The sequence below is a fragment of the Mesorhizobium sp. LjNodule214 genome (assembly GCF_964252735.1).
In the GTDB taxonomy this organism is placed as follows: Bacteria; Pseudomonadota; Alphaproteobacteria; order Rhizobiales; family Rhizobiaceae; genus Mesorhizobium.
Genome location: NZ_CAXUPE020000002.1, coordinates 374465 through 396067, shown reverse-complemented (window position 1 = coordinate 396067; position 21603 = coordinate 374465). Strand labels below are relative to the sequence as shown.

Genomic DNA, 21603 nt, shown 5'->3' with positions numbered 1-21603 from the left:
AAAGCCCGATCCGTTGTCGGGCTTTTTGCTTTGTTGATGGGCGATTCTCGCTTACCGTTGCGTCATGTCCGCTTCTGGCCATGCAGGATATTTGCTTTCGAGCGCCGCCGCATTGGCGCTGTTGCTTGGCCTGACCTCGCGAACCCTCGCCGCGGAACTCGTCGACATCGAGCTGGTGCTGGCCGTCGATGTTTCGCTGTCGATGTCGCCGGACGAACTCGAAATCCAGCGCCACGGCTATTCGGCGGCGTTGACGCATGACAGCGTTCTGAAGGCCATTGCCGACGGCGCCCATGGCAAGATCGCCGTCACCTATGTCGAATGGGCCGGCGCCACCTGGCAGCAGGTCGTCGTGCCATGGACGGTGATCGCCAGTCGTGCCGACGCCGAGCGGGTGGCCGCGCAGCTTTCCGCTCATCCGCCGGGCAGCGCCCGGCGCACATCGATTTCCGGCGCGCTGCAGTTCGGCAGCGACCTTTTCGCCGAAAGCGGCTTCCAGGGCGCCAAGCGCGTCATCGACATTTCCGGTGACGGTCCCAACAACCAGGGCGCACCGGTCAATTTCATCCGCGACCAGGTGGTCAGGCAAGGCATCACCATCAACGGGCTGCCGCTGATGACGCGAGGCGGTTTCAGCGGTGCCTATGACGTCAACAATCTCGATCGCTATTACAGCGATTGTGTCATCGGCGGCCCCGGCGCCTTCATGATTCCGGTCAATGACTGGACGCAGTTTCCCGAAGCGATCCGCCGCAAGCTGGTGCTGGAACTTGCCGGCCCGGCCTCGCCGCAATGGGCGGCGGAAGAAGCTGATCATCCGCCTGTTGTCTTGGCGCAGGACATACCAGTCGCGGATTGCCAGGTGGGTGAGAAAATGTGGCGCGATCGCAGCTGGATGTTCGACGCCCGATAGCGCGCAGAGCGGACACGCTCAATCTGGGCAATTTCCTTTCTTGGCTGATGCTTTGGGTTGCCTGTTTGGCCTGCGCAATGGCAAACTCGCATGCGCCGGGCGAGATCAGGCCGCTGGCGGCAAATGCGGTTTGAGGAGAAGAATGCTTATGAAGAAGCTTGTCATCCTGACGGCTATTGCCTCGGTGCTTTGTGCCGGCACTGCCAGCGCCCAATATGAGGGTGAGACCGGCTGCGTCATGTTCGAGCATGCAAATTTTCGCGGCCGCGCGATTGAGATGGGGTCCAACGACTCGGTGAGTTTTCGCGGCGGCCAGTTTTGGAACGACCGCGTATCGTCGGCGATCGTGCGCCGCGGCTGCACGCTTGTCGCCTATGAGGATTCGAGGATGGGGGGCCAGTCGATCGAGCTCAATCGCAGGGTCCGTAATTTCGGCAACAGCGGCTGGAACGACACCATCTCGTCCGCCGAGTGTTATTGCGAGGAGCGGTACTGAGCCGGGCCGCCTCAAGGGCGAACCCGGCAATGGTCTGACAGGGTAGAGCGGTTCATCGTTTCACGGAAACGCTCAACCGCTCTATCTGTTTGTTTGACGCAATTCCGGACGGAAAACCGCTTCACACTTTTCCTGGAATTGCTTAGGCCGCCAGTAGCTGCTTGCGGTCGACGCGCTCCTGCTGTGGCGAGCGGGCATAGAGCTCGCGGTAGCATTTGGAGAAGTGCGATGCCGAGACGAAGCCGCAGGCGACCGCGACTTCGACCACCGGCAGCGACGACTGGATCAAAAGGTGGCGGGCGCGGTCGAGCCGGATCTCCAGATAGTAGCGGGCAGGCGAACGGCCCATCTCGGTGCGGAACAGGCGCTCGATCTGCCGGCGCGACAGGTCGACATGGTCGGCGATCTCGATCAGCGACAGCGGCTCGGACAGGTTTGCTTCCATCAGTTCGATGATGGTCAGCACCTTGGAGTTCTGCACGCCGAGGCGGGCGCGCAGCGGCAGGCGCTGGCGATCAGTCGGGCTGCGCACGCGGTCGGTCAGCACCTGCTCGCACACCCGGTTGACGAGACTTTCGTCGAAATCGTCGCCGATCAGCTTCAGCATCATGTCGAGGGCGGCGGTGCCGCCGGCACAGGTGTAGATGTTCTGGTCGATCTCGAACAGGTCGGCAAACACATTGGCCTTGGGGAAGGCCTCGGAAAAGCCGGGCAGGTTCTCCCAATGGATGGCGCAGCGCTTGTTCGACAGCAGGCCGGCGGCGGCCAGGATGTGCGCGCCGGTGCAGAGCCCACCGACGGCGACGCCGCGATTGTATTCCTCGCGCAGCCACGCAAAGGCCGACTTGTTCTGATAGCGCTCGACGTTGACGCCGCTGCAGACGATCGCCATGTTCGGCCGATCCGGCCCAGCCATCTTCTTGCGCTCTTCCTCGAGCGAGGTGTTGACCGCGCATTCGACGCCGTTCGAGGCGCGCACCGGCTTGCCGTCGATGCTGGCGAGACGCCAGCGATAGGCTTCGTAGCCGAGCATCCGGTTGGCCGACCGCAACGGGTCGAGCGCCGTCGCAAAGGCGATCATGGTGAAATCGGGGACAAGGAAGAATACAAACGATCTTCTGATCGGATGCTTTACGGCATTCACGGGAAACCTCGCGCGGCCATGACGCGAACAGGATGTCGCGAACAGCATAGCGTCATCAGGAAAAACCATTCCTGTCAATCGGGTAGAGGGCTTTGCGGCAACTAAATTTGCGACATGGGTCGCAAATGGGCAATTGTCTTACGCGACGGGCAGGCCGCGCCAGCGGATCGGGCAATTGCCGAACCGACTGGACGAAATAGAACGCCGCCCCGGCAGAACCGAAGCGGCGTCAAACTCGAAGCAGCGGCAGGGAGCGCTGCATTTGAAGTCGGTATCTCAGGCGACGAAGCCGAGGCGCGCCGCATTCATGGCGCCGGTCTGGCCAGGCATGGTCTTGGCAAGGCGCTGGCGCTCGAGAGCGGTCGTCAGGTTCATCTCGCGACGGGCGAAGAGGCGGGCAAAAAGCTTCATGTTCATCTCCATTCGGTTGCTCAGACGGGTCGCCTTCGCTTGATGGAGTGGGGCAGCTCGTTTGCTGGCGCTTATATAGGCTTGTGTGAGCAAAAACTAAATCGCAAATGCGAAGCACTTGATATGAAAAGCGACGCGGGTTGCGACATTGTTGGGCAAGCTGCCCAGAATTTACGATTATTTACAGTGCGTTAATTCGAAAAATGGGCTGCTATGCAAGTGCCTCATATGCGTCATGCAGCGGCGGCATGGCTGCAGAAATCATTTGAACGCAAATAAAAAGGCCTGCCGGGTCTGGGCGGCAGGCCTTCAGACTTTGATACACACGATTTACTTCGCTCCAGCCCAGGATCCAACGCCGCTGCGTGCACCGGTCCTGGTGTCGGCGGCTTCGGGCCAGCCGATGTCCTTCTGCAGTTCGATCGGCAGCGAGCGGATGGCGCGTTCGGTCTGGTAGCGGGTGCGGGCTGCGCTGAATTCGGTCGCGAGGCGACCAATGGACGACAGGATGGACATTTTCATTCTCCTTCGTGTTGGGGCCGGAGCGGGCCGGCATGTTTCAACTTCATTTCATGTCGATTGCAGGTCTGCGTGGTGGTCGTTTCGTGACCGCTTTCGATGCCTGCTGCTTCGATGGAGTTGACTATCCTCCCAAAGTGATGTTCAATCAAACGAAATGGAATGATCGTTCACATCAGAAAAATTGAAGGTCGATCCCGATGAACGCCCCACTCAATCATCCACTGCCGCTGCTCGATCTCGATGTCCTGCGCACGTTCGTGGCCATTGCCGAGACCGGCAGCTTCACCACGGCCGCCAATGCGGTGTTCCGCACGCCGTCGGCCGTCTCCATGCAGATCAAGAAGCTCGAAGACATTCTCGGCCGCTCCGTATTCGCGCGCGACGCGCGTTCGGTGACGCTGACCACGGATGGCGAGATACTGCTCGGCTATGCCCGCCGGCTGCTGTCGATCAACCGCGAGGTGGTGTCGAAGTTCATCATCCCAGACATTGTCGGCGTGGTGCGGCTAGGCTCGCCGGACGATTATGGCGAGCGCGTGCTGCCGCATGTGCTTAAGCGTTTCGCGCAGTCGCATCCGTCGATCGCGGTCGACGTCACCATCGACCAGAGCGTCAATCTGCGCCGGCGCATGGACGACCGTGCGCTCGACATCACGCTGCTCACCAACTCCTACAAGACCAGCGCACTCGGCGCCGAGGTCCTGCTCACCGAGCCGATCGTCTGGGCCGGCGCCAAGGGCGGCTGCGCGCATCTGCGCGAACCACTGCCGGTTTCGTTGTGGGAAGAGGGCTGTGCCTGGCGGGCAGGGGCGCTCGAGGCGCTCGGCCGCGAGGGCCGCAACTATCGCATCGCCTATATGAGCGCGCACACGGCCGGCCAGCGCGCCGCCATCATGTCCGACCTGGCGGTGGCGCCGCTGCCGAAATCCTTCCTCGGCAACGACATGGTCGAGCTTTGCCCGAAGGACGGCATGCCCGATATCGGCACCTACAATCTCGCCATGGTGGTGGCGCCGGATGCCAGCGCGCCGGTGAAGGCCGTCGCCGACCACATCCGTGCGACTTTCGAAGTGTTCAGGGAAACCGGCAAGTTCTGAATTTTGCGCTGCTATGAAAAAGCCCGCCTCGGCTCGATCGGGGCGGGCTTTTTGTCAAAATGGTAACCTGGACGACGCGGTTGGCCCGTGATGGTCAGGTCGCGGCCTGACCCTGCAGCGACCATTGCCCGGCTTTCGCCCGCCGTGTCCTGGCCTCGCCGGCCAAAAACTTCACGATACTGTCCCTGGCGCGCCGCGCTTCGGGCATCTCGATCAGCGGCCAGACGTGGAACATGCCTTCCTCGTAGACGACTTCGACCTCGACGCCGGCGGCACGCGCCTTCTCGGCGAAGATCAAATTGTCGGGGCTGAGCAGGTCGTGCGAGCCGGTCAGGAGCAGCGTTTTCGGCAAGACCGAGAGGTCGCCGTAGAGCGGGCTGATGTGCCAGTCGCTGCGGTCGATGCCGGCGCTGTAGAGCCGGACTGCCTCCATCCCGCCCGAAATGCCGAGCCAGGGATCATTGTGCTCGGCCTCGAACACTTCGGGGTTGGAGAGCGACATGTCGAGCCCGGGCGAGATCAGCACGTGGCGCGAGGGCAGGGGAAGGCCCTCTTCTGCGGCCATCATGGTCAGCACAACGGCCATGTTGCCGCCGGCAGAATCGCCCATGAAGACGATGTCCTCGACGTTGGTCTCGTCCAGCATCCGCCGGTAAACGTCGCCGACCATGCCGAACATGGCGTGGAAATCGTGCTCGGGTGCGATGGGGTAGATCGGCACGGTAATGCCAAAACCAAGCCGCTCAGCCATCTCGGCGATCAGCCCCCAGTGATAGGAGGTGATCTGGAAGACATAGGCGCCGCCATGCAGATAGAGGATCCGCTTGTGCTCGCCAGCCTTGGGCGCGATGTCATAGACGGGGAAGCCGTTGACGCTGCGCTCGGCAATGTCGAAGCGGTGGTGCAGCGATGCCGGCGGATGGTGGTCCTCGGTCTTGCGCGCGTAAGCGATCCAGCGCTGCAGGTTTTCCGGGCTGGAAAAAGCCTTTTTGCGGCTATGCCTGAGGACAAAGGAAACGACGTGGCTTTTAAAACTGGGCATGCGGATACACGGACTTCGGCCGGAGCCGACTAAGAGAAATCCCCCACTCATCCGAAGATCGTCTCTGCGCGAAAAATGTCAAGATTTGCGCCGGAACAACACGGTGGTGTGATCCAGTCCGCGGCAACACTCAGCGCCGCGGCAGCAGCGCCGCGCGCAGCTTGTTGATGCTGGCCGCCGAGGCCGCGGAACGGCCCCGGCGGGTGCCGAGCAATTTGCATTTGTCGGCGAAGGTCATCAGCGCGCCGAACCCAGGAGCAGAGCCGAAAGGGTGGCCTGCGCGTCATTGCGCGGCGAGATCGGCCAGCCGATGTCCTTCTGGATTTCGGGCGGCAGGCTGTTCAGTGCCCGGACCGACTTGCTCCTGCTGTGTGCATGCTTGATGGCTGCGCCATAGCGGCCGAGGCTTTCGAACATCGACATCTTCATCTCCCCTGGAGCGTTGCGGCGGCTGAAAGACATTTCCTGCCTGCCGTTCGATGCCGGTTGTATGCCCCGTGCGTGTATCTGGTGGATTTCACGAAAATGGCGGTTTGTTTCAGCTCGAGCTGATCCGGAAACATTCGCATGCAACTGAAATTGAACGGACCTGCCAGCTTAAGGCAGACGGCTTATTCCCGCCCGCGCCGTGCAGCGTGGCCTTCGCGCGAACGCCGGCGCGGCGTGGCGTCGCCGGCAACCCCGTCTTCGCTCACCGTCTTGCGCGGTGGCAGCTTGACCGCCGCCGACAGCTTCGGGAACGGGTCGACCTTGTTCGGCAGCGCCATCGCGTAGACGAAATGCTCCTGGAATTTCGGCTCCAGCGCGGTCTCGATCTTCTCGATGCGGCTCACCGTTTCCTCGATCTCGCGGCGGTAGCCGCGGTTGAGCAGCGCCATGCGGGCGCCGGCGCCGGCGGCATTGCCGACGGCCGAAACCTTGTCGAGGTCGCAGTCGGGGATCAGGCCCAGCACCATGGCGTATTTCGGATCGATGAACGAGCCGAAGGCGCCAGCGAAATGGATGCGGTCGACATGGTCGGCGTTCTGCTTTTCCATCAAAAGCTTGGTGCCGGCATAGAGCGCGGCCTTGGCAAGCTGGATGGCGCGCACGTCGGTCTGGGTGATGGTGATCTTGGGTTCGCCTTCCTTCAGCACGAAGGAGAAGGTGCGGCCATTGGCGACCACGCGCGGCGAGCGCGCACCCAGCGACCCGTCGACGACGCCATCCTCGGAGATGATGCCGGCGAGATACATCTCGGCCACCACTTCGATGATGCCGGAGCCGCAGATGCCGGTGACACCGGTCGCCTGCACGCTGTCGAGGAAGCCGGGTTCGTCGGACCACAGCTCCGAGCCGATGACGCGGTATTTCGGTTCCAGCGTTTCGGGATCGATGCGCACGCGCTCGATGGCGCCGGGGGCTGCGCGCTGGCCACCGGAGATTTCGGCGCCCTCGAAGGCGGGGCCGGTGGGCGAGGAGGCCGCCACCACGCGTGTCTTGTTGCCGAGCACGATCTCGGCATTGGTGCCGACATCGACGATCAGCATCATCTCGTCCTGGCGGTGCGGGCCTTCCGACAGCGTGACGGCCGCCGCATCGGCGCCGACATGGCCGGCGATGCAGGGCAGCATATAGAGACGCGCGCCCTGATTGAGCTTCAGGCCGATGTCCGACGCCTTGATGCGCACCGCGCCCGAGACGGCGAGTGCGAAGGGCGCGCCGCCGAGCTCGGTCGGGTCGATGCCGAGGAACAGATGGTGCATGATCGGATTGCCGACGAAGACAGAATCCAGGATGTCGCCGCGCTGCACATTGCCTTCGGCGCAGACCTTGTCGACAAGGCCGGAGATCGCCTCGCGCACTGCCACCGTCATGCCTTCGCGGCCGTCCGGGTTCATCATCACGTAGGAGACACGGCTCATCAAATCCTCGCCGAAGCGGATCTGCGGATTGGAGGTGCCCGACGAGGCGGCGACACGGCCCGACAGCAGCGACACAAGGTGCATGGCGATGGTGGTCGAGCCGATGTCACAGGCGAGCCCATAGGCCTCGTTCTTGAGGCCGGGCCAGAGTGCTATGACGCGGGCGATGTCGCTGTCGGCATCCTTGTGGATGGCGGCGGTCGCGGTCCAGTTGCCCTTGCGCAAAATGCCCTGCACCTGCGGCAGCAGGTAGAAGTCGAATTCGAGGCTCTTGAAACCCCAGTCCTTCATCAAAGCGATCTTGAGGCGGTCGAGATCGCCGAGCGGCTTGTGCATGTCGGGCTCTTCGATTTCGACATAGCACATGCGGATCGCCGAATCGCGGGCGATTACCCTGGTGTCGGCGTCCTTGCGGATGGTCTGCGCATTGATGACCGTGTCCTGCGGCACGTCGATGACGAGGTCGCCGAGGATCTGCGCCGAACAGGACAGGCGGCGCCGTTCGGGCAGGCCGCGGACGCGCTCATAGCGCTCTTCCTTGGCGCCCTTGGGCGAGATGTGGTCGTTGGAGGAGGTGATCTTGTGCTTGGCGAAATTGCCTTCCTGCACCTCGATCTGACAGCGCCCGCAAGTGGCGCGCCCGCCGCACACGCTCTCGACATAGACGCCGAGCTGGCGCGCGGCATCGAGCACCGGCGTGCCGACCGGAAACCGCCCGCGCTTGCCGGACGGCATGAACAGCACGAGCGGATCGGTGATGTTGGCAGGTGAGTTCATTGGTTTTGCCGTTCAGCCGCCCGTCGTGTCGATTGTTAATTTGAAGTAAACGGTAAGAGCAGCAAACGCTACGAGATTGAAAGCAACGAAAAATCTGACGAAATACTTTGCGTATCTCAAGTGCGGGGGAAGAATCTTAGGCACTCTAATGGCCCATATGACAAAGAGTGAAAAGAGCAGGGTATCTATCCAGAAAACATAAGTTCCCCACCTTAAAACGCCGGCAGAAAACAATGCGAAATCCTGCCTCTCGGGGAAAACGAAGAATCGGGTTATGCAGAAAAGGACAATGCCCGGAACCGAGAGGATTCCAAGTAAAAGAAGTTGGACTTTGCCTATTGAAATTCGTCGGTCTTCCATTTTAGACCAAGATCCTTCATCTCTGTCTGCGAAGCGCCTTTCTATCCCCTGGCCATGCGGGCTTCACGGCCGCCGCGCCGGCGTCCGCCATTGCCGCCGCCCTCGCCCGGAGCGTTGACCGCGGTGGGCGCTGCGACCGCCTGGCCGCCTTCGGCCGGCTTGTAGTCCTTGTAGGTCCTGATCCAGTTGGTGCAGTTCTCGTCAGTGCCGTTCAGCACATTGGCGCCGCGCACGGCTTCCATTTCCTGCGGGCGCACCGGGTTCATGATCGCCGAGGTCATGCCGGCGCCGATCACCATCGGGATGAAGGCGGCGTTGATGCCGTGGCGATGCGGCAGGCCGAAGGAGATGTTGGAGAGGCCGCAAGTGGTGTTGACCTTGAGCTCTTCGCGCAGACGGCGCAGCAGCGCGAACACCTGGCGGCCGGCATCGCCCAGCGCGCCGATCGGCATGACCAGCGGGTCGACGACGACGTCATGCGCCGGAATGCCGAAATCGGCGCAGCGCTGAACGATCTTCTTGGCGACGGCGAAGCGGACGTCCGGGTCCATCGAAATGCCGGTCTCGTCGTTGGAAATGGCGACGACCGGGACGTTGTACTTCTTGACCAGCGGCAGGATGGCTTCGAGCTTTTCCTCCTCACCGGTGACGGAATTGACCAGCGGCCGGCCCTTGGCGACCTTGAGCGCCGCTTCGATGGCCGCGGTGACCGAGCTGTCGATCGACAGCGGCAGGTCGACCAGGCCCTGGACGATCTCCAGCGTCTGCACCAGGAGCCCGGGTTCGGTCTCATTCGGGTTGACCGAGGTTACGCCGGCATTGACGTCGAGCATGGTGGCGCCGCAGGCGGCCTGTTCGAGCGCGTCCTTGATGACGGTCTCGAAATTACCGACCACCATCTCGGCGGCCAGCTTTTTGCGGCCGGTCGGGTTGATGCGTTCGCCGATCACGCAGAAGGGCTGGTCGAAGCCAATGATGATTTCTCGCGTCGCCGAGGCGACGATGGTGCGGGTCATGAAATCTCTCCGTCGTGATATAAAGAGTTCTTTATATCGTTATCTGATTTCGTTCAAGCGAATGGTGATCGTTGGCGCCGTCAATGCGCCGTCTTCACCATATCCACCTGGGTTTCGGTAATCTCGTCGTGCAGTATGTGGCCGAGCCGGTCGGCGACCATCTGGTCGTCGCGGCGGATTTCTCGCTTCCATGGCTGGCGGCCCTTGAGCACGCCCGATTCATCGACGATCTCGGCGACATATTCCTCCTGGCGGTAGGCCATCACATGGACGCCGGAAATGCCGGGAATTTCCTTCACCTCGTTGATGATGTCGATGCAGAGCTGCTTGCCTTCCTTCTTCTGGTCCTGGGCGCCTTCCAGGCGCTTGATGATCGCGTCGGGGATATGGATGCCCGGTACGTTGTTGCGGATCCACTTGGCCGTCTTGGCCGAGGCCAGCGGCCCGACGCCGCACAGGATGAAGACCTTTTCGGTGTGGCCGAGATCGCGCGCCTTCTGCATGAAGGTTCTGAACATCGGCACGTCGAAACAGTACTGCGTTTGGACGAACTGCGCGCCGGCGGCGATCTTCTTGCCGAGATGGATCGGGCGGAAGTCGAAGGGCGGCGCGAACGGATTGACGGCGGCGCCGAGGAAAATCTGCGGCGGCGTCGTCAGCTTGCGGCCGGACAGGAACTTGCCGTTGTCACGCATGATGCGGCAGGTCTCGAGCAGCGACATGGAATCGAGGTCGAACACCGGCTTGGCACCGGGCTGGTCGCCGGCCTGCACGCCGTCGCCGGTCAGGCACAGCATGTTGGCGACGCCCATCGCAGCACCACCCAGCACGTCGCCCTGGATGGCGATGCGGTTCTTGTCGCGGCAGGCGATCTGCATGATCGGCGCATAGCCCATGCGGGTCAAAAGCGCGCAGATGCCGACCGAGGACATATGGCAGTTGGCGCCGGAGGCATCGACGGCATTGATGGCGTCGACCCAGCCGTCGAAGATCTTGGCGCGGTTGTAGACGTCCTCCGGATCGGCGCTGTCGGGCGGGTTGAGCTCGGTCGTCACCGCGAACTCGCTGCGCCGCAGCACGCGCTCCAGCCGGCCGCGCGAAGAGTGGCCGGGCAGGGGATCGAGCGGCAGGTGGATGCCGGCCGGGTTCTCGTCGGGCTGGCGGGCGATCATGCCGAGGCTCCGGTCTTGGGCGCCTGGGCGGCTTCACGCGCGGCGGCCGCCTGTGCGGTCACCCGCAGCCAGGCGGAGGTCTCGCGCAGCGACTGGTCGACGGGCTTTTGCACGTCGAGGATCTTGTCGCCATGGACCATGTTCTGCGAGCCTTCCCAGGCCTTGACCCAGACGCAGGGCATGTCGGGCTCGACCTCGCAATTGCCGTTGGCGCGCACGCCGCCGCAAGGGCCGTTGCGCAGCTGCTTCGGGCAGTTCATCGGGCAGGACATACCGGTCGAGGACAACACGCACTGGCCGCACATGCGGCAGTCGAACATGAAACCCTTGACGCGCTTTTCGACGAACTTGATCGGGGCTTCGACGCGGCCGTAGCCTATGCCCTTCCACAGAGGGTGGAGCAGCAGGAACATGTCGGCAAAGCGGGAATAGAACCATTCGAGCAGGCGTGAATGGCGGATCGACCACAGCCGCACCGCAAACGAGCGCTGCACGCGCCGCTGCGGCGACACGTCGGCCGGCTTGTAGTCGGACTTCGGCGCTGCCTTCTTGACCAGAGTGGCCTGGGTAACCGGCTGGGTGACCCCTGGGCCATCCTTGACAGGAACAGTTTCAGACATGTTCTTTCCCGCCCGCCTTGACCAGAGCGACCAGCCGCTCACGGTCGTATTTCGCATCGAGCTCCTGAAAAGCCTTTTCGACCTCGGCTTCGAGATCGTCGCCGACCGGTACCGGATCGGCCTTGCGCCATTCAGCCAGGTAATCGTCGGTCCCGCCGGCGCCGGTGCGCATGGCGCACATGTCGATCGCCTCGGTGAAGCGCAGCGGCAGTTCGCGCTTGGCGTTCTGCCGGCCCTTCCTGACGATGACCTGGGCAGGAATGTCGCGCCAGTACACGACGATCAGATCGGCCATGAAATTCTCACTCCTCTAAGCATCGAGCATTGCCGCATGCGCATTGGGCCTGCTTGTTATGGGACGACGCGCGCGCATTCAAAAGCGACGCTATTGAATGCCGCAGAGGAAAGGCGAAATTCTTGGGAGTGATGTGGCTACCAGACCCGCTTGGTCACGCCGGTCCACAGATAGAACCAGATCGTCGGATGGTACCATTGTTTCGAGGGCAGGCTCGGATCTGACGTGGCAAGCTTTCCCGCCAGCGCGTCGCTGATCGCCTCTACACAGATGTCGCGCGAGAAAGCTGCCTGGCGCAGCGCATTGCTCGAGATGGTGTCGCCCGGCTCCGGCTTGCCGCGCGCTTGTTTCAGCACGCCGCCGGTGTCGACGCCGGCATCGACCAGATGCACGGTCGTGCCGAAGTTTTGCGCATCGCCCGAGGCCAGCGCCCAGTAGCCGCCATTCATGCCGCGATATTTCGGGGCGATGCCGGCATGATAGTTGAGAACCGGGCAAGGCATCTTCGCCAGCGTCTGCCTGGACAGTAGCCGGCAGCCGGCAAGCAGCACCACGCCCGGCTGGATGTCAGTAATCGCCTGCAGGCATTCCGGCGCGTTTGCCGACGGAACGTTGATGATCGTCTGGCCGGGCTTCGGTTCGGTCTGGAGCTTCTGGTCGGCAATCAATCGCGCCGCATGGCTGGCGAAAAAACGCTTGCCGAGCCGCGTCAGCAGCATCGTGCCGAGTTGGCCGATGGCCTGTAACCAGCCTTGGCGGCGCGCCCGCCCCAGAAGCAATTGCTTTTTGGATTCAGGTGTTTCGAGGATGACGCTGACAGGGCCAAGCCGCTCGGCGATGGCGTTTATGATGGCCCAGATGTGCGGTCCGCCTTCTGTGACGACGACGATCGGCCGTGGGTTTGCTTTCGACGGTTCCATGGTTTTCGACGTGCCTGGGGATGACCTGCTATCGGCAGGCGGGATGCTAGGCCGTTCGGGTTAATCCTTGGTGATCGCCACCCACCACGGGGTCGCGTCGCCGATCAGCGCTTGAATTCCATGATGTCGAGCTTCGATTCGTAGTAAGGCGCGGGGAACTCGATGCGCCATTCGCTGGCGCTGTTGCGGAAGGCATAGCCGACCTGGTCGCTTTGCGGACCGCTGCCGTAGGGCTTTGCCGGATCCTCGTTGACGGTGAAGGAGCCGAGATAGATGGCGCGCTTCTCGCCATCGTCGAAGAAGCGGCCCTTGGTGCGCTGCGAACCGCTCACCTTTTCCAGCCTCCAGCCGGCGCCATCGTCGCTCACCTTGCATTTGAACCAGCCATAGATGACGAGCGGGCTCAGCCCACCGGCCTTGATGGTGCGGCACTTCCAGTTGCCGGTCAGGTCCTTGTCGGAAAACGCCACCAGCGGCTTTGCCAGCAGTGCGTCGAGCTGCTTGACCTCGGCGGGTTCGCCGGCCTTGGCCTCATCGAGGGCTGCCTTGCGCGTCTCGCCATATTTGTCCAGCCGCGTCTTGTCGGCCGCGGTGATCAGTTTTTGCACCTCGCCGTCGGCAAGGGCAGGCAGGACAGCACAGACGCTCAGGCACAGAGATAGAAGCAACGGCCGAACAGACATGGAATCTCCCCTCTTGGTCAGTGTCTCAGGCGACTGCTGATGCCTCTGCCAGCTCTTTCGTCAGATCGCCATAGCCTGTCGAGCGACGCTCATAGGCAAGGCCGAGCATCTTGGCGGCTTTCTCGGCAACCTTGTCGAGCTCCGGATCGTCGGTCTGGGCGATATAGACCAGCTTCTCGTAATTGCCGAAATAGTCCTTGATCAGCTCAGGGTGCTTGTCGAGGCCGAGCGGCTTCATGAAGAAGGCGTCGAACTGCCGGCACAGGAAGTCGGTCATGTAGAACGACATCATGTCGTCGTCGGCGACTTTCGCGTAGGCGTCCATGCCCTGGTAGAAGGCGAAGCAATGCGGGCCGGCCATGCGCGCGACACCGTGCTTCTCGCAGACGCGGTCGAGCAGGCCGCCGGTGCCGCAATCGGCATAGCCGACGAATATGTGTTCGTAGCCGTCCGCCTTGGCCTTCTCGATCGCCTTGTCCATGGCCGGCGGGATACGGTCCGGATAGAAATGGAACTCCGCCGGCAGGCAGGTCAACTCGAGATGATCCAGTTTGAGCTGTTCCTTGACGGCCAGAACTTCGCGCGCAATCATCCCGCAGGCGATGACGAGCAGCCTGTCCGTTTGATTCGGTTTCGTTTTTTGCGTCTTGGCCATGGAACCAGTCGAGCCGGCCTTCGTTGCTGTGGGGCTAATTTATCTGTTGAGGGAGACACCGTCCATGAAACTGCTACGCATCGCGCCGATTGCCATCCTTGCCTGCGCGCTGGCGCTTGCGGCCTGCGCGAACACTGTCCGTGGCGTCGGCAAGGATGTGAAATCGACGGCCAAGGCGGTCGAGGACACCGTCACCAAGCCCTGATCTTTCATCAAGCCCTGATCTTTCATCATCTGGGAACAAAAAAGCCGCGCTGCAAGGCGCGGCTTTCTTGTTGTCCGTGCCGGATTGGCCGTTCAGGCAGACGCGCGCACATTGTGCTTGCGCTTCATGAAATCCTTGGCGGTCTCGACCGCCACCGCCGCGTCGCGGCAATAGGCGTCGGCGCCGACGGCCTTGCCGAATTCCTCGTTGAGCGGCGCGCCGCCGACGAGAACGACATAGTCGTCGCGAATGCCCTTTTCCTTCATCGTGTCGATCACGACCTTCATGTAGGGCATGGTGGTGGTCAGCAGCGCCGACATGCCGATGATGTCGGGCTGGTGCTGCTCGATTGCGTCGAGGTATTTTTCGACCGCGTTGTTGATGCCGAGATCGATGACGTCGAAGCCGGCGCCCTCCATCATCATGCCGACAAGGTTCTTGCCGATGTCGTGGATGTCACCCTTGACGGTGCCGATCACCATCTTGCCCTGCTTCGGCGCGCCGGTGGCAGCAAGCAGCGGACGCAGGATGAACATGCCGGCCTTCATGGCGTTGGCGGACAAAAGCACTTCCGGCACGAACAGGATGCCGTCGCGGAAATCCTCGCCGACGATGCGCATGCCTTCGACCAGCGCCTCGGTCAGGACCTTGTAGGGCGCCCAGCCGCGTCCGAGGAGGATCTGTGTGCCTTCCTCGATCTCTTCCTTCAACCCGTCATAAAGATCGTCGTGCATCTGCTGCACCAACTCGTCGTCGGAAAGCTCGGAAAGGATGATCTCGTCGTCGGACATTTTTATCCAGCTCCTCACGGCATCGCGACTGCGTCGCAAGGCACAACATATTTGCGTCCATACCTAACCCGCTAGGGGCGGGTATCCATAGCTGATTTGCGACTTCCCGCAAAAGGAAAGCGACCGCAAATCTATTGGAATTCTTGTCGATTTTGCGACAGGCGTTGGCGCTGGCTGGCCGTTTCGAATAGGGTGCATGGCTACGATCCGGGCAGGAGCGGCACGATGCGGCCGCAGCGGATTTCAGACAAGAACAGATTCAGGGAAGAACCACCATGAGCAAACACGCGGCAGTCGACCAGGAAGCGTCAAACGCGCGGCGCGGGCGCGGCGCCAGCGGCGGAGCGGCTGCCCGGCGGGCGGCGCGCTCGGGCGGCGGCCCAGGCACCCAGCTCACCTACATCAAGCGCAAGATCAACCTCTATGAGGTGCTGGACGAAGAAGGCCTGGCGCTGATCGAGAAGAACACCGACACGGTGCTGGAAGAAATCGGCATCATCTTCCGTGATGACGCCGAAGCACTGCAGCTGTGGAAAGAGGCCGGCGCCGACGTCAAGGGCGAGCGCGTGCATTTTCCCAAGGGGCTTTGCCGCTCGCTGCTCAAGACCGCGCCGTCGATCTACACCCAGCATGCCCGCAACCCCGAGCGCTCGGTGCAGATCGGCGGCAATGCCACCGTCTTCGCGCCGGTCTACGGGCCGCCCTTCGTGCGCGACCTCGACGGCAACCGCCGCTACGCGACGATCGAGGATTTCCAGAATTTCGTGAAGCTCGCCTATATGGCGCCGTCGATCCACCATTCGGGCGGCACGGTGTGCGAGCCGGTCGACGTGCCGGTCAACAAGCGCCATCTCGACATGGTCTACAGTCACATCAAATATTCCGACAAACCGTTCATGGGCTCGGTGACGGCGCCGGAGCGGGCCGAAGACACGGTGGCCATGGCCAAGATCGTGTTCGGCGACGATTTCGTCGAGAACAACACGGTGCTGACCAGCCTGATCAATGCCAATTCGCCGATGGTGTTCGACGAGACGATGCTCGGCGCGCTGAAGGTCTATTCGCGCCACAACCAGGCCTGCATCGTCACGCCGTTCATCCTGGCCGGTGCGATGAGCCCGGTTACGGTCGCCGGCACGCTGACGCAGGTGCTGGCCGAGGTGCTGGCCGGCGCCTCGTTCACGCAGCTGATCCGTCCCGGCGCGCCGGTGCTGTTCGGCACCTTCGCCTCGTCGATTTCGATGCAGTCGGGCGCGCCGACCTTCGGCACGCCGGAACCGTCTCTCGTGTCCTATGGCGCCGCGCAGCTTGCGCGCAGGCTCGGCCTGCCGTTCCGTACCGGCGGCTCGCTCTGCGCCTCGAAGATCCCGGACGCGCAGGCCGCCTATGAAAGCGCCAACACGCTGAATTCGACCATCCTTGCCGGCACCAACTTCGTGCTGCATTCGGCAGGCTGGCTCGAGGGCGGGCTCGCCTCGTGCTACGAAAAGTTCATGATGGACATCGACCAGCTCGGCATGACGCAGAAGTTTTCCGAAGGCGTCGACCTGTCGGAAAACGGCCAGGCGATGGACGCCATCCGTCAGGTCGGTCCGGGCAGCCACTATCTCGGCTGCGACCACACCCAGGCCAATTTCCAGACCGCTTTCTACCGCTCCAGCATCGCCGACAACAATTCCTACGAACAGTGGCTGGCCGAGGGCCAGAAGAGCGCGCCGCAGCGCGCCAATGAGCTCGCTCGCCGCTGGCTGGAGACTTATGAGGCGCCGCATCTCGATCAGGGCATCGATGACGGACTGAAGGACTTCATCGCCAGGAAGAAGGGGTCGATGCCCGACGCCTTCACCTGAAAGGAGCCCGAGTCAGGCGGGGCTAAAGTCGCCAACATCATCCACAAGGAAGTCTGGCGGAGCGCCTTCTCCGAACCGGACAAGAAGGGATGATGTTTGCGCGGCAAGATCGACAGCATCGTATCGGCGCTGGCGCGTGATGGCCTGATCCTGCGCGGCGGCTTCATCTTCGCCGATGGCGAGGAGGCCGCTTCCGGTCCGACAAGCCTGCCGGCCAGATCCGTCCTGCTGGTGGGGCAGGCGGGTGCCGAGCCATGGCCGCATTTTCTGTGTTGGCGGGAGAAGCAACCTCAGACGATGGCCAACCCGCTCGACACCTGGTCGCGCGATGTGCTCGGCGCGGTGGCGGAAGGATTCGGCGCGCGTGCCGTCTCGCCTTCCGACCGGCCGTATCTGCCGTTCCAGCAATGGGCGATGCGGGCGGAGGGGCTGAAGCCGTCGCCGCTCGGCATCCTCATGCATCCGCAATACGGGCTATGGCATGCCTATCGCGGCGCGCTGCTATTCGAGGATGAGATCGCGCTTCCGGAAGCTCAGGACGCGATTCACCTTTGCGACGCATGTGTCGAGAAGCCTTGCCTGAAATCCTGTCCGGTCGACGCCTATTCGCTGGATGGCTTCGCCTATCAGGCTTGTCTTGCACATGTCCGGGGGCAGGGCGTGCCATGCCGGACGGGTGGCTGCCTCGACCGTAATGCCTGTCCGTATGGCATGGCCTATCGCTATCCTCCCGACGTTCAGGCCTTTCACATGGCGAGTTTCGCCGGCCTGTAGAGCAGAAGCCGGTTGCCGCACGAAATCTTGAATGGGACGGCCAGCTTACGACTTGCCGTGAAGGCCCGCGCGGATATGTATCGCGCAACAAGGCAACGGAGCCCGTGATGGCGAAGCAGGACATTGAGATCAAGACACAGGACGGCACGGCCGGAGCGGGGCTGTTTCGCCCGGCGGCTCCAGCCAAAGCCGGCGTCATCCTCTATATGGATGTCTTCGGCCCGCGTCCGGCGCTCGACCAGATGGCCGAGCGCCTCACCGGGCATGGCTATGCCGTGCTGGTGCCCGATCTCTTCTATCGCAATGTGCCCTATGGCCCTTTCGACCCCAAGACGGCTTTTGGCGAGGAAAAGAGCAACGCTGCGCTGTCGGCGTTGAGCGGTGGGACGACGCAAGACATGACCATCCGCGACGGTGGCGCGTTTCTCGATGCGCTGGCCGCCGAGGACGTCACAGGACCAATAGGCGTTGTCGGCTATTGCATGGGCGGCGCGCGAGCGCTGAACGCGGCGGCGACCTATCCGGACCGCATCGCTGCCGCGGCCAGTTTCCATGGCGGCAATCTGGCCAGCGATGCCGCCGACAGCCCGCACCGCAAGGCGGCGTCGATCGAGGCGCGTGTCTATGTCGGCACATCCGGCATCGACCGCAGCTTCCCGCCGGAACAGTCGGCGCGGCTGGTCGAGGCGCTGCGGGTGGCGGAAGTCGACCATGTCATCGAGAACTATGTCGGCATGGCGCATGGCTGGTGCGTTCCGGACCATAGCGTCTATGATGCTGCCGGCGCCGAGCGCCACTGGAAGCGGCTGACAACGCTGTTTGCGGAGACCCTTGCCTAGTCGCGCTATCGCGCGCGGCCTGTCTCACCGCGCTCGCACCGACGTGTTCAAGGCCACTGCGGCGCGGATGAGCGCCTTCAGTGCTTCCTCGTTGATCGTCTCGCCTTCATGGAAGTCGATGGCGCGCCTGGTGTTGCCTTCGAGGCTGGAGTTGAAGAGACCGGATGGGTCTTCCAACGAGGCGCCCTTGGCGAAGGTCATCTTGACGACAGCCTTGTAGGTCTCGCCGGTGCAGATCATGCCGGCGTGCTCCCACACCGGAACGCCCCGCCATTTCCATTCCTCGACCACTTCGGGATCGGCCTGCTTGATGAGCGTTCGCAGCCTGGCGAGCGTCTCGCCTCGCCAGTCGCCCAGCTCGATGATTCTCGTTTCGATGAGCTGGGAGGGAGATTTCCCTCCGGTTCCTTCCGTCGAGCCGCTCTTCTTCATGGTGTCGTCGTTTCCTCCTTTGTTGTCGTGCCGCTCACATTCGTTCGCCGGGCAATTGGCTGGCTTGCTTCACCCAGGCGGTGAACTGGGCTTCGTCGAGCTCGTCGTCCTCATGGATGTCGAGGTAGCGCGTGTCCTTGGTCTTGGAGGCACCAGGCGGAACAGGATGTAGCGACGCGCCACGGAAGAAGGCCACCTTGACGTATTTCGTGAAGCAATGGAGACCGAGGAACCAGCCCTGGCCATCGATGCCATAGAGCGGCGAGTTCCATTTGACTGCCTTGTGCACGCCGGGAACGGTGCGCTCGATGAGCGCATCGAGACGGCGCCCGACGTCGCTTTTCCAGCCCGGCATGGCCGCGATGTAGGCCTGCACGGGGGCGTCGCCATAGGCCTTCGCGATCTGCGGATTGCCGCCCGAAAGCAGGGCCGGCTTCGTGGCGACCTGCTCGGGAAGCGTCGATTTCCCGTGCGCCTTGGCCATCGTGCCTCCTATCCGCCCGCGCGTTGCTCGTCGCGCGACCTGGCGACATATGGCAGCACGAACATGTACAGGCCAGACAACAGCATCAGGAAGAGCGGCAGGAGCGGCGAATAGACCACCCAGGCGGGAGGCTCCCCTATTGCCATGGCGACGAAGTTGGCGATGACGGTCACCGTAAAGATGATCGACAGCCAGCGGTGAATCTGGCGAATCCACTTGCTAAAGTTCAATGCGACCTCCTCTGAAAGAAACGAACGTCGGGCCCGCCTACCAGTGCGCCAGCTGGGTGATCTGGACGAGATTGCCGCAGGTGTCGTTCAACTGGGCGATGGTCGAGCCGGTGACCTCGGTCGGCGGCATGGCGAAACCCGCGCCGCGCCCCTTGATGCGCTCGTCGTCGCCCTTGATGTCGTCGGTAAAGAACATCACCGCGGGCTGGCCCTGCTTGAATTTGGCTTGCTGGTAGGCCATGGCTGCCGGGTTGTCGTTGAGCGCCAACTGCAGCTCGGTTCCTTCAAGCTCGTCGGGCGAGGCCACAGTCAGCCAGCGAAACGGCCCATTGCTGAAATCGGCTTTCTTGGTAAGGCCCAACACGTCGGTGTAGAAGCCCAAAGCTTTTTCCTGGTCGTCTACGTAGACGCTGGTCAGCTTGATCTTCATCGTCTTTCCTCCATTGCTCTCGTGAGCGGTGTACCGCTTGGTTGAACACGGGCGTGGTCTGAGTTGCGCCGGCAGATTTCAGTCCAGCCGGGCGAGGACCTGCTCCAGGGCTGCAAAGAACCTCTGCCACCCGACCGTGGCGCCCTGGTAATATGGCCGTTGATCCGGCCGGAAGCCCGTCTGCTCCATGCGCAGGCGTGTCCCCGTGCTCGTGGGCGTGAGCGTCCAGGTGACCACGCTCTCGAGATCCTTGGTGTCCCACGTGTAGGACAACGTCTTGTTGGGCTCGACTGTCTGGACCTGGCAGTCAACGGCGCCCCAGTCTGCGCTAAGACTGAAACGGTGGTCCACGACTGGCTTGAAGCTGTTCTTCATGAGCCACTCCTCGATAAGGTGCGGTTGGGTGAGCGCGCGCCAGATCTTTTCCGGCGGAAAAGGGATTTCACGTTCGACAATGACGGCGCGGGTTTCGGTCGCAGTATTGGTCATTGGTCCATTCTTTTAAGCAGATCCTCGAGGTCGTCGAACCGGGTTTCCCAGAACCCGGCCATCCGGTTTGTCCAGTCGATCAGCGGGGAAAGCGCGCCGAGCTGCGCGCTATAATGGGTCTGTCGTCCTTCATGGCGGTCGCGCACCAGGCCTGCTTGCCTCAGAACGCCGAGATGCTTTGAGACGGCCGGCTGCGAGACCCCGGACTGGGATGTCAGTGCCCCGACCGTCTGCTCGCCTTCCCGGCACAGGCGCTCGAATATAGCGCGCCGTGTCGGATCGGCGAGGGTTCTGAAGAGCACATCGTGAGCGTTCGGCATCTGGGATCGATAACCTTCTGGCTATTGATTGACGTATAACTGTCGGGATATGGATGAGTCAAGCCGGAACCTGCTCTGGGATGGCCACGGACACGATCCGATCGCTTTCCGAAAAAAATCTTTCCATCACCCCAAGGAATCGCCATTAGCCTGCGTCCAACAGGCAAATGATGGCGATGATGCTCGACGAAAGCGAAGCCTCCGACGCCGAGTTGATCGGGCGGGCGAAGGGCGGAGACAGAGGTGCTTTCGGCAAATTGCTCGAAAGGCACTACGGCTTCGTCTATCGCGCCGCCTATCGCTGGTGCGGCAGGAAGGCCGACGCCGAGGACATCGCCCAGGAAGTCTGTGTCAGGCTCGGCCGCGCGATCCGCGACTATCATGGCCGCGGCGCCTTCACGACATGGCTCTACACCATGACGCTGAACGCGGCGCGTGACATGATGCGCAAGACCGCCCGCGACACCGCCAAGACCGAAGCCTATGGGGTGCACGCGCTGATCTCGGGCGAGGCCGAAGCCGAGCCGGAGGATCCGGCCGAGGCGCTGTGGACGGCGGTGCGCAAGCTGCCGGACAAGCAGCGCGACGCGGTGCTTCTGGTCTATGGCGAAGGCTTGAGCCACGCGGCCGCCGCCGAGGCGATGGCGATCTCGGAGACGACGGTTTCCTGGCACATCCATGAAGCGAAGAAACGGCTGAAGACGTTGATGCGTTCAGCCGGGGAAGTGTGAC

Annotated in this window: 29 protein-coding genes; 9 read left to right on the top strand and 20 right to left on the bottom strand. The window is 62.4% G+C overall.

Going from position 1 to position 21603, the window contains the following annotated elements; translation table 11 throughout:
• The first annotated feature begins 64 nt into the window (after window positions 1-64).
• Together ACSQ3Z_RS15865 and ACSQ3Z_RS15860 are read left to right on the top strand one after the other, a co-directional pair.
• Window positions 65-913 carry a DUF1194 domain-containing protein gene (locus ACSQ3Z_RS15865; RefSeq protein WP_436172273.1) on the top strand — a complete coding sequence of 283 codons (849 nt, stop codon included), beginning with the start codon at window positions 65-67 and terminating at the stop codon, window positions 911-913.
• Between the two features lie 148 nt (window positions 914-1061).
• Window positions 1062-1409 (top strand): peptidase inhibitor family I36 protein, encoded by a 348-nt coding sequence (locus tag ACSQ3Z_RS15860; protein ID WP_436172272.1) that lies wholly within the window; start codon window positions 1062-1064, stop codon window positions 1407-1409.
• Window positions 1410-1551: 142 nt separating this feature from the next.
• Here the strand turns inward: ACSQ3Z_RS15860 and ACSQ3Z_RS15855 are convergent, their stop codons facing one another.
• The 3 genes from ACSQ3Z_RS15855 to ACSQ3Z_RS15845 all read right to left on the bottom strand — a co-directional run bounded on the left by ACSQ3Z_RS15855 (window position 1552) and on the right by ACSQ3Z_RS15845 (window position 3480).
• Window positions 1552-2490 carry a GlxA family transcriptional regulator gene (locus tag ACSQ3Z_RS15855; protein WP_436173917.1) on the bottom strand — a complete coding sequence of 313 codons (939 nt, stop codon included), beginning with the start codon at window positions 2488-2490 and terminating at the stop codon, window positions 1552-1554.
• A 339-nt stretch (window positions 2491-2829) separates the two neighbouring features.
• Complete coding sequence (locus ACSQ3Z_RS15850; RefSeq protein ID WP_081482193.1) at window positions 2830-2964, bottom strand: hypothetical protein; 135 nt, start codon at window positions 2962-2964, stop codon at window positions 2830-2832.
• Between the two features lie 330 nt (window positions 2965-3294).
• Window positions 3295-3480 carry a hypothetical protein gene (locus ACSQ3Z_RS15845; RefSeq protein WP_436172271.1) on the bottom strand — a complete coding sequence of 62 codons (186 nt, stop codon included), beginning with the start codon at window positions 3478-3480 and terminating at the stop codon, window positions 3295-3297.
• Window positions 3481-3518: 38 nt separating this feature from the next.
• On the opposite strand from ACSQ3Z_RS15845, the gene ACSQ3Z_RS15840 reads away from it, so the two are divergent.
• Both ACSQ3Z_RS15840 and ACSQ3Z_RS15835 read left to right on the top strand, forming a co-directional pair.
• Window positions 3519-3671: a hypothetical protein gene (locus ACSQ3Z_RS15840; protein ID WP_192181026.1), complete on the top strand. Its 153-nt coding sequence runs from the start codon at window positions 3519-3521 to the stop codon at window positions 3669-3671.
• A gap of 12 nt (window positions 3672-3683) precedes the next feature.
• A complete protein-coding gene (locus ACSQ3Z_RS15835) occupies window positions 3684-4583 on the top strand; it encodes a LysR substrate-binding domain-containing protein (RefSeq protein WP_436172270.1) in 900 nt (299 codons plus the stop codon).
• 94 nt (window positions 4584-4677) lie between these two features.
• Here the strand turns inward: ACSQ3Z_RS15835 and ACSQ3Z_RS15830 are convergent, their stop codons facing one another.
• The 10 genes from ACSQ3Z_RS15830 to ACSQ3Z_RS15785 all read right to left on the bottom strand — a co-directional run bounded on the left by ACSQ3Z_RS15830 (window position 4678) and on the right by ACSQ3Z_RS15785 (window position 14027).
• Entirely contained in the window at window positions 4678-5625 is a 948-nt protein-coding gene (locus ACSQ3Z_RS15830; protein ID WP_436172269.1) for an alpha/beta hydrolase fold domain-containing protein, read from the bottom strand.
• A 237-nt stretch (window positions 5626-5862) separates the two neighbouring features.
• On the bottom strand, window positions 5863-6048 hold the full coding sequence (locus tag ACSQ3Z_RS15825) for a hypothetical protein (RefSeq protein ID WP_436172268.1): 186 nt from the start codon (window positions 6046-6048) through the stop codon (window positions 5863-5865).
• 188 nt (window positions 6049-6236) lie between these two features.
• A complete protein-coding gene (locus ACSQ3Z_RS15820; RefSeq protein WP_436172267.1) occupies window positions 6237-8306 on the bottom strand; it encodes an ASKHA domain-containing protein in 2070 nt (689 codons plus the stop codon).
• 401 nt (window positions 8307-8707) lie between these two features.
• Complete coding sequence (locus ACSQ3Z_RS15815; protein WP_006203333.1) at window positions 8708-9682, bottom strand: methyltetrahydrofolate cobalamin methyltransferase; 975 nt, start codon at window positions 9680-9682, stop codon at window positions 8708-8710.
• An 80-nt stretch (window positions 9683-9762) separates the two neighbouring features.
• Window positions 9763-10854 carry a methylenetetrahydrofolate reductase gene (locus tag ACSQ3Z_RS15810; RefSeq protein ID WP_436172266.1) on the bottom strand — a complete coding sequence of 364 codons (1092 nt, stop codon included), beginning with the start codon at window positions 10852-10854 and terminating at the stop codon, window positions 9763-9765.
• Entirely contained in the window at window positions 10851-11474 is a 624-nt protein-coding gene (locus ACSQ3Z_RS15805) for a methylenetetrahydrofolate reductase C-terminal domain-containing protein (protein ID WP_436172265.1), read from the bottom strand. The genes ACSQ3Z_RS15810 and ACSQ3Z_RS15805 overlap by 4 nt, the downstream gene beginning before the upstream one ends.
• On the bottom strand, window positions 11467-11769 hold the full coding sequence (locus ACSQ3Z_RS15800; RefSeq protein ID WP_436172264.1) for a virulence factor: 303 nt from the start codon (window positions 11767-11769) through the stop codon (window positions 11467-11469). The genes ACSQ3Z_RS15805 and ACSQ3Z_RS15800 overlap by 8 nt, the downstream gene beginning before the upstream one ends.
• Window positions 11770-11906: 137 nt before the next feature.
• Window positions 11907-12689, bottom strand: a complete 783-nt coding sequence (locus ACSQ3Z_RS15795) for a formyl transferase (protein ID WP_436172263.1) — start codon at window positions 12687-12689, stop codon at window positions 11907-11909.
• A 104-nt stretch (window positions 12690-12793) separates the two neighbouring features.
• Window positions 12794-13372, bottom strand: a complete 579-nt coding sequence (locus ACSQ3Z_RS15790) for a DUF4893 domain-containing protein (RefSeq protein ID WP_436172262.1) — start codon at window positions 13370-13372, stop codon at window positions 12794-12796.
• A gap of 25 nt (window positions 13373-13397) precedes the next feature.
• Window positions 13398-14027, bottom strand: a complete 630-nt coding sequence (locus ACSQ3Z_RS15785) for a DUF1638 domain-containing protein (protein WP_436172261.1) — start codon at window positions 14025-14027, stop codon at window positions 13398-13400.
• A 64-nt stretch (window positions 14028-14091) separates the two neighbouring features.
• On the opposite strand from ACSQ3Z_RS15785, the gene ACSQ3Z_RS15780 reads away from it, so the two are divergent.
• Window positions 14092-14232 (top strand): EncA/B family entericidin, encoded by a 141-nt coding sequence (locus ACSQ3Z_RS15780; protein ID WP_436172260.1) that lies wholly within the window; start codon window positions 14092-14094, stop codon window positions 14230-14232.
• A gap of 92 nt (window positions 14233-14324) precedes the next feature.
• Here ACSQ3Z_RS15780 and ACSQ3Z_RS15775 read toward each other — a convergent pair whose 3' ends face one another.
• Window positions 14325-15023 carry a corrinoid protein gene (locus ACSQ3Z_RS15775; protein ID WP_436172259.1) on the bottom strand — a complete coding sequence of 233 codons (699 nt, stop codon included), beginning with the start codon at window positions 15021-15023 and terminating at the stop codon, window positions 14325-14327.
• Between the two features lie 275 nt (window positions 15024-15298).
• On the opposite strand from ACSQ3Z_RS15775, the gene ACSQ3Z_RS15770 reads away from it, so the two are divergent.
• The 3 genes from ACSQ3Z_RS15770 (at window position 15299) to ACSQ3Z_RS15760 (ending at window position 18486) form a co-directional block, all read left to right on the top strand.
• Window positions 15299-16873, top strand: a complete 1575-nt coding sequence (locus ACSQ3Z_RS15770) for a trimethylamine methyltransferase family protein (RefSeq protein ID WP_436172258.1) — start codon at window positions 15299-15301, stop codon at window positions 16871-16873.
• Window positions 16874-16969: 96 nt separating this feature from the next.
• Complete coding sequence (locus ACSQ3Z_RS15765) at window positions 16970-17647, top strand: hypothetical protein (protein WP_436172257.1); 678 nt, start codon at window positions 16970-16972, stop codon at window positions 17645-17647.
• Between the two features lie 107 nt (window positions 17648-17754).
• Complete coding sequence (locus ACSQ3Z_RS15760; RefSeq protein ID WP_436172256.1) at window positions 17755-18486, top strand: dienelactone hydrolase family protein; 732 nt, start codon at window positions 17755-17757, stop codon at window positions 18484-18486.
• A 24-nt stretch (window positions 18487-18510) separates the two neighbouring features.
• On the opposite strand, the gene ACSQ3Z_RS15755 is transcribed toward ACSQ3Z_RS15760, so the two are convergent.
• The 6 genes from ACSQ3Z_RS15755 to ACSQ3Z_RS15730 form a co-directional block, all read right to left on the bottom strand.
• Entirely contained in the window at window positions 18511-18918 is a 408-nt protein-coding gene (locus tag ACSQ3Z_RS15755) for a DUF1801 domain-containing protein (protein ID WP_436172255.1), read from the bottom strand.
• Window positions 18919-18952: 34 nt separating this feature from the next.
• On the bottom strand, window positions 18953-19402 hold the full coding sequence (locus ACSQ3Z_RS15750) for a DUF1801 domain-containing protein (RefSeq protein ID WP_436172254.1): 450 nt from the start codon (window positions 19400-19402) through the stop codon (window positions 18953-18955).
• An 8-nt stretch (window positions 19403-19410) separates the two neighbouring features.
• A complete protein-coding gene (locus ACSQ3Z_RS15745; protein WP_436172253.1) occupies window positions 19411-19632 on the bottom strand; it encodes a hypothetical protein in 222 nt (73 codons plus the stop codon).
• A gap of 37 nt (window positions 19633-19669) precedes the next feature.
• Entirely contained in the window at window positions 19670-20062 is a 393-nt protein-coding gene (locus ACSQ3Z_RS15740; RefSeq protein WP_436172252.1) for a VOC family protein, read from the bottom strand.
• Between the two features lie 78 nt (window positions 20063-20140).
• A complete protein-coding gene (locus tag ACSQ3Z_RS15735; protein ID WP_436172251.1) occupies window positions 20141-20551 on the bottom strand; it encodes an SRPBCC family protein in 411 nt (136 codons plus the stop codon).
• A complete protein-coding gene (locus ACSQ3Z_RS15730; RefSeq protein WP_436172250.1) occupies window positions 20548-20871 on the bottom strand; it encodes an ArsR/SmtB family transcription factor in 324 nt (107 codons plus the stop codon). The genes ACSQ3Z_RS15735 and ACSQ3Z_RS15730 overlap by 4 nt, the downstream gene beginning before the upstream one ends.
• 170 nt (window positions 20872-21041) lie before the next feature.
• Here ACSQ3Z_RS15730 and ACSQ3Z_RS15725 point away from each other — a divergent pair, with 170 nt between their 5' ends.
• A complete protein-coding gene (locus tag ACSQ3Z_RS15725) occupies window positions 21042-21602 on the top strand; it encodes an RNA polymerase sigma factor (RefSeq protein ID WP_436173916.1) in 561 nt (186 codons plus the stop codon).
• Window position 21603: the final 1 nt, after the last annotated feature.

Bases quoted from the DNA above. Each gene is read 5' to 3' on its own strand.
- ACSQ3Z_RS15865 (WP_436172273.1), top strand. From the start codon at position 65: ATGTCCGCTTCTGGCCATGCAGGATATTTGCTTTCGAGCGCCGCCGCA.
- ACSQ3Z_RS15740 (WP_436172252.1), bottom strand. From the start codon at position 20,062: ATGAAGATCAAGCTGACCAGCGTCTACGTAGACGACCAGGAAAAAGCT.
- ACSQ3Z_RS15750 (WP_436172254.1), bottom strand. From the start codon at position 19,402: ATGGCCAAGGCGCACGGGAAATCGACGCTTCCCGAGCAGGTCGCCACG.
- ACSQ3Z_RS15735 (WP_436172251.1), bottom strand. From the start codon at position 20,551: ATGACCAATACTGCGACCGAAACCCGCGCCGTCATTGTCGAACGTGAA.
- ACSQ3Z_RS15845 (WP_436172271.1), bottom strand. From the start codon at position 3,480: ATGTCCATCCTGTCGTCCATTGGTCGCCTCGCGACCGAATTCAGCGCA.
- ACSQ3Z_RS15755 (WP_436172255.1), bottom strand. From the start codon at position 18,918: ATGAAGAAGAGCGGCTCGACGGAAGGAACCGGAGGGAAATCTCCCTCC.
- ACSQ3Z_RS15860 (WP_436172272.1), top strand. From the start codon at position 1,062: ATGAAGAAGCTTGTCATCCTGACGGCTATTGCCTCGGTGCTTTGTGCC.
- ACSQ3Z_RS15760 (WP_436172256.1), top strand. From the start codon at position 17,755: ATGGCGAAGCAGGACATTGAGATCAAGACACAGGACGGCACGGCCGGA.
- ACSQ3Z_RS15770 (WP_436172258.1), top strand. From the start codon at position 15,299: ATGAGCAAACACGCGGCAGTCGACCAGGAAGCGTCAAACGCGCGGCGC.
- ACSQ3Z_RS15850 (WP_081482193.1), bottom strand. From the start codon at position 2,964: ATGAAGCTTTTTGCCCGCCTCTTCGCCCGTCGCGAGATGAACCTGACG.
- ACSQ3Z_RS15775 (WP_436172259.1), bottom strand. From the start codon at position 15,023: ATGTCCGACGACGAGATCATCCTTTCCGAGCTTTCCGACGACGAGTTG.
- ACSQ3Z_RS15825 (WP_436172268.1), bottom strand. From the start codon at position 6,048: ATGTCGATGTTCGAAAGCCTCGGCCGCTATGGCGCAGCCATCAAGCAT.
- ACSQ3Z_RS15805 (WP_436172265.1), bottom strand. From the start codon at position 11,474: ATGTCTGAAACTGTTCCTGTCAAGGATGGCCCAGGGGTCACCCAGCCG.
- ACSQ3Z_RS15795 (WP_436172263.1), bottom strand. From the start codon at position 12,689: ATGGAACCGTCGAAAGCAAACCCACGGCCGATCGTCGTCGTCACAGAA.
- ACSQ3Z_RS15810 (WP_436172266.1), bottom strand. From the start codon at position 10,854: ATGATCGCCCGCCAGCCCGACGAGAACCCGGCCGGCATCCACCTGCCG.
- ACSQ3Z_RS15730 (WP_436172250.1), bottom strand. From the start codon at position 20,871: ATGCCGAACGCTCACGATGTGCTCTTCAGAACCCTCGCCGATCCGACA.
- ACSQ3Z_RS15815 (WP_006203333.1), bottom strand. From the start codon at position 9,682: ATGACCCGCACCATCGTCGCCTCGGCGACGCGAGAAATCATCATTGGC.
- ACSQ3Z_RS15855 (WP_436173917.1), bottom strand. From the start codon at position 2,490: ATGATCGCCTTTGCGACGGCGCTCGACCCGTTGCGGTCGGCCAACCGG.
- ACSQ3Z_RS15780 (WP_436172260.1), top strand. From the start codon at position 14,092: ATGAAACTGCTACGCATCGCGCCGATTGCCATCCTTGCCTGCGCGCTG.
- ACSQ3Z_RS15800 (WP_436172264.1), bottom strand. From the start codon at position 11,769: ATGGCCGATCTGATCGTCGTGTACTGGCGCGACATTCCTGCCCAGGTC.
- ACSQ3Z_RS15725 (WP_436173916.1), top strand. From the start codon at position 21,042: ATGGCGATGATGCTCGACGAAAGCGAAGCCTCCGACGCCGAGTTGATC.
- ACSQ3Z_RS15835 (WP_436172270.1), top strand. From the start codon at position 3,684: ATGAACGCCCCACTCAATCATCCACTGCCGCTGCTCGATCTCGATGTC.
- ACSQ3Z_RS15820 (WP_436172267.1), bottom strand. From the start codon at position 8,306: ATGAACTCACCTGCCAACATCACCGATCCGCTCGTGCTGTTCATGCCG.
- ACSQ3Z_RS15840 (WP_192181026.1), top strand. From the start codon at position 3,519: ATGTTTCAACTTCATTTCATGTCGATTGCAGGTCTGCGTGGTGGTCGT.
- ACSQ3Z_RS15830 (WP_436172269.1), bottom strand. From the start codon at position 5,625: ATGCCCAGTTTTAAAAGCCACGTCGTTTCCTTTGTCCTCAGGCATAGC.
- ACSQ3Z_RS15790 (WP_436172262.1), bottom strand. From the start codon at position 13,372: ATGTCTGTTCGGCCGTTGCTTCTATCTCTGTGCCTGAGCGTCTGTGCT.
- ACSQ3Z_RS15785 (WP_436172261.1), bottom strand. From the start codon at position 14,027: ATGGCCAAGACGCAAAAAACGAAACCGAATCAAACGGACAGGCTGCTC.